The following is a 4,386-nucleotide window of genomic DNA, read 5'->3' on the forward strand; positions in this document are numbered from 1 at the left end:
ACACGAAGATGAAGACCAACAAGAGTATATGGGACACTTTACCCTATACAGATAACAATAAAAGCAAGCACTATGAAAATAGTGCTTGCTTTTTTATAAAGTATGCTGACAATTATTCGTTATTGGTATCTATATAGCGCATACGTTCATCCAAATCATTGTTGTAAATCTTATTAATATGAGAGATGATACTATTAAAAGTCTCTTCTAAAAGATTAATGTTGTTTTTAATGGCCTCTTCTTTGAAATCAGGGTTGTTTTTAACGTTGTCTGCTAATGATTTGATTTGTGTCTGAAAGAGCCTAAAACGAGCTTTTATACTAGGAATATCGATTTTTTCAGGGAAAGTGTCACTCAGCAATTCTTGTAAAGTATCTTGCATCTGTGTAAGCCAAAAATATACTGAGTAATAAGAACTTTCTACCCTTGAGTTTTCTCCTATTATTTTGTCAGAATATTGACTTACTTTCTGGAAGTTTTTAGCTGCTAATTCGAGTACTGGACGATATAAAATCACATTGTCATTCGCTTTTGCTTCTTCATCTAATGATAGCTGAATATTGTAATATCCACTTTTCTTAGGGGAAAATGCTACTTCAAATTCTTTCCAATCGTCTACTAAAGATCTTCTTTTTACATTAGCAGGTAGGGGAGAGAGTGTGTCAAGTGCTAACTGGGTACTCAATTCTTCTTTTCCTTCTTCGGAAAATACTAAATTGAGGTGAGGGTAGTTTATTTTCTTAGAACTTACTGAAAACGTATAAGGTATATTAGCTACTAAAAAACGCCTCCATTGTAGAAAAGCCTTTCCTTCTTCTTTTATTTTTTCTACTCTAAAAACAGTATCTTTTATACTATTGGGTGGAGTACGCCAGTCGCGTTCTACCAAGGTATTTACACTTTCTGTTTTAGAACTAATAGGGTGTAGACGGCTGTAAATGAGTAGGCTATCGGGGTTTGAAAGCACTAAAGCATCAGTGTTTTTTATCTTGTTAGGCGCCATCGATATGATGATCTGCATTAATGACTGAAAGCTCTTCCACTGCCTTAAATCTTCCTGAGCTTTTGGTGTAAGCTCTGTTAGTTTTAGCTCCTTAAAATCAACTGATTTTACTTTATGTTCTGTAGGAGTGTTGTCAGAGGTCTGCTGGCTTCCATCACATGATATTAAGCCTGCTACTAAAAGTAGAAGACCTACTTTGAAAGCTTTGTTTTTCATATTCTACTATTTTTATTAAAACACTAAAGCCAGACTTACTTACATAAATCTGGCATCAGTGATAAATCTAAAACCTAAATGACTACTTAGCTAATTTGTTTAAGTGCTTAGCTAAACTGCTTTTTAAATTCGCTGCTTTATTAGCGTGAATAATATTTCTCTTAGCAAGTTTATCAATCATAGAAACTACTTTAGGGAAAAGAACCTTAGCTTCTTCTTGGTTTTCTAAAGTGCGTAGCTTTCTAACAGCATTACGTGCTGTTTTGTGTTGATAGCGATTGCGTAAACGAGCTGCTTCGTTTCTTCTAATTCTTTTTAACGCTGATTTATGGTTTGCCATTTTTCCTTACTATTTTATTTTTATCATTGTATCTTTTTACAGATACTTTTCGAAATATTGTATTTTGTAGTCCGTAGGGGAATCGAACCCCTGTTACAAGGATGAAAACCTTGCGTCCTAACCCCTAGACGAACGGACCTTAACCTTAATTATTCAACTAATAATAAAGTTGTATAAAAGATGTTTTTTATTTGTAGTCCGTAGGGGAATCGAACCCCTGTTACAAGGATGAAAACCTTGCGTCCTAACCCCTAGACGAACGGACCTTATTTTTTCAATCTGCTTATTATTAGCAATGCATTTTCTCTCAATGCGGTTGCAAAGGTACGACTTTTTTTTATTCCTGCAACATTTTTAGTGAAAAAATTAAATATTTTTTTTCTTATTTTTTATATAAATCTGATTTTCAGTGTTTTGTGATATTCTTTGCTTAAAGATTCTTTTCTGTTATTTTGCTCTTTTATCCCAAATTTGAGAGAAACTTTAGTGTATCTACATTATCAGCATACTCCCATAACTGGGGGATTTGCGTATTTCCGAAAGCTATTTCATCAGGTAGTAATCCTTTTGCTACTATACATTGTATTTGCTCGGTATCGGTAATGAGTTGTTTTTTCAGAGCTTCTGTATCGGTATAATACTCGTAAAACAAGGTAGCTATGGGTGAAGCATAACTTTTGTCTTCTTTTAATATTAGAAAACCATTTTCGAGTAGCTTATATAAACTCATTAGGTATACAGCCTTGTTATAATCATAGTTATTGGCGTATTTTTGTTCGTTGATAATATCCCGATAGGCGTAAATAGCTTGAAAAAAAGCATCAAAAGAGTAGTTTTGGGGTATGAATAGTTTAGAAACACTTCTACAGCCAAGTCCGTAGTACTGAAAGATATCCTTTCCTAAGGCAGTGAGCTCTTCTTGGGTTTCTTTGCCAGTAAGTACAGCTACAGAGTTTCTATTTTTTCTGATGATATGAGGCTTTTTACCAAAATAGTATTCAAAATAGCGCGCTGTATTATTGCTTCCGGTAGCAATTACTGCATCAAAGTCAGTTACTTTCCCATCTGAAAAGGTTACGGCTTCTGCCCATTCAGGTATGAGGTCTCTTAGTTGTTCTACTATAAAGGGGAGTAGTAGTTTGTCTTCTGACGAAAGTTTTACTACCGCTTTATGGCCTGACACCCATACGCATAGTAGGTCGTGAAAACCTACTAAGGGGATATTGCCTGCCATTATCAGCAATATTTTCTTTATATTTTGTGGTTCAGATAGCTTATAAGCCGATAACCATCGTTTTATATTAGCTTCTGATAGGGTTGTAGCCCAAGTGTTGCGAGCAAAAGTTAAGTTATGTTGTGTAAACCAACTGTTTTGCTGCTCAGCCTGTGCGAATATAGCTGAGAATCGCTCGGCATCATTGAATAACTCTCCTAATAATATCAGTTTTTTTGTTAATTCGCTATTTGTCATTTATCATTAATCATTAAAAAGATGGTTCTATACCTAAGCGTATGCCGAATTTAGGGTTACGTACCCCATTGACATCGTTGAAATCACTGCGCCATACAAAGTCTAAACGTATAAAACGGAAGTTGCCTAAACCGATATTTTCAATACCAAAACCGTATTCCCAATACAATTTTTCAGGAGAGTTGAACACTATATTACTCATATTAGCTGTCTTATTCTTTTCTGAGAGTGTTCCGTAAGCAAATCTACCGAAAAGGAGACTCTTAAAGCGTGTTTTCTGTAGGAATGGTACCCTATTGAACAAAAATCCATCAAAATGATGCTCGAAATATCCATTAATATAAGTGTCGGTGATAAAATCGTAGTAGTCAAGCAGTGCAAAAGTGTTTTTAGCCGTAGAATACGACTGGTTAGCTGGGGTAGGAGCAAGGGCAATAAGAGGGGCGGTACCCAATACTTTTCCTGCTTCGAGGTTAGCGTGCAGTATGCCGTAGCCAAACATAGGTATAGGCTTACTTGCTAATATTTGTACCTTGTCGTAGTCAAACTGACTATGGCTTATACCACTTACCCCTTTAGTATATTTGAGAGTATAGGTAGAAAACAACTTTTTGCCGTAGCGTTGTTCTACTCCATAGCCGAATACCTTTCTGCCAGGGGTAAAAGTCAGTTCGGTGCCGGTGTAAAAATTGTCATAATCGCGCAGTATATCGCCTGTTTTGGGGTTGCGATAAGCTATCAAAAAGTTCTCTTCGCTAGCGGAAGATAAACTTTGGTAGGTGCCAAACACCGAAAGCCGTATATTAGCTGCTATATCGTAGTTGATAACCCCTTGTATCTTCTTATTGCGTGTCAGATAATAGTTTTCACCCCTTGCAATAATGAAATTAGTGGTCTTTTCGAAATCTAAATTGGTGTCATCGTGCATCACAAAGCTACCTAACTGTAGGTTATCATCTTGGTAAGCAGCCCCGATGCCGATACGCGGACGGTAAGAAATAAGGTATTTGCCACTAACTCCGTATTTAAAAAGTTTATCTTTTAGTCCGTATGCTCCGTATACGTAGGTGCGAAAACGGTCGTCAGTAGAAATAAACGAGCGGAAGCCAGCCCGCAAGCGCAGTCCGTCAACGTTGTTGCTTGAGAAGGCTTGCCAGAAACGCCCAAACTGCATATACTTACCTATGGGGATGTAGCCAGAGGTTACGATGTCGGTCAGGTCACCTATCATTTTGATGCGCTTATTATCGCCTACTTCAGCTATAAGTCGCTTCGTTTTTGTTAAGTCAGTTCCACCGATAGTATGGGTGTCCCAATAACTATCTTCCTTTCTGAACTGGTTTTTTGATATTTTTA

Annotated in this window: 4 protein-coding genes and 2 tRNA genes; all 6 read right to left on the bottom strand. The window is 36.7% G+C overall.

Annotated elements, in window-relative coordinates; translation table 11 throughout:
* Window positions 1-112 precede the first annotated feature (112 nt).
* On the bottom strand, window positions 113-1,219 hold the full coding sequence (locus HMPREF9074_RS11160) for a hypothetical protein (RefSeq protein ID WP_009388645.1): 1,107 nt from the start codon (window positions 1,217-1,219) through the stop codon (window positions 113-115).
* 82 nt (window positions 1,220-1,301) lie between these two features.
* Window positions 1,302-1,559 carry a 30S ribosomal protein S20 gene (gene rpsT, locus HMPREF9074_RS11165; RefSeq protein WP_009388644.1) on the bottom strand — a complete coding sequence of 86 codons (258 nt, stop codon included), beginning with the start codon at window positions 1,557-1,559 and terminating at the stop codon, window positions 1,302-1,304.
* 67 nt (window positions 1,560-1,626) lie between these two features.
* A tRNA-Glu gene (locus tag HMPREF9074_RS11170) sits at window positions 1,627-1,698 on the bottom strand.
* A 55-nt stretch (window positions 1,699-1,753) separates the two neighbouring features.
* Window positions 1,754-1,825, bottom strand: a tRNA-Glu gene (locus HMPREF9074_RS11175).
* A 194-nt stretch (window positions 1,826-2,019) separates the two neighbouring features.
* Entirely contained in the window at window positions 2,020-3,030 is a 1,011-nt protein-coding gene (locus tag HMPREF9074_RS11180) for an acyl-CoA reductase (protein WP_009388643.1), read from the bottom strand.
* 13 nt (window positions 3,031-3,043) lie between these two features.
* Window positions 3,044-4,386 (bottom strand): DUF5686 family protein (locus HMPREF9074_RS11185; protein ID WP_034540864.1); only part of this gene is annotated, 1,343 nt, incomplete at its 5' end.

Origin of the sequence: Capnocytophaga sp. oral taxon 329 str. F0087, from assembly GCF_000213295.2 — a bacterium.
Taxonomy (GTDB): Bacteria; Bacteroidota; Bacteroidia; order Flavobacteriales; family Flavobacteriaceae; genus Capnocytophaga; species Capnocytophaga leadbetteri_A.

What these genes read in the sequence shown, in the direction of transcription:
- HMPREF9074_RS11160 (WP_009388645.1), bottom strand. Translation starts at nt 1,219, where the DNA reads ATGAAAAACAAAGCTTTCAAAGTAGGTCTTCTACTTTTAGTAGCAGGC.
- rpsT (WP_009388644.1), bottom strand. Translation starts at nt 1,559, where the DNA reads ATGGCAAACCATAAATCAGCGTTAAAAAGAATTAGAAGAAACGAAGCA.
- HMPREF9074_RS11180 (WP_009388643.1), bottom strand. Translation starts at nt 3,030, where the DNA reads ATGACAAATAGCGAATTAACAAAAAAACTGATATTATTAGGAGAGTTA.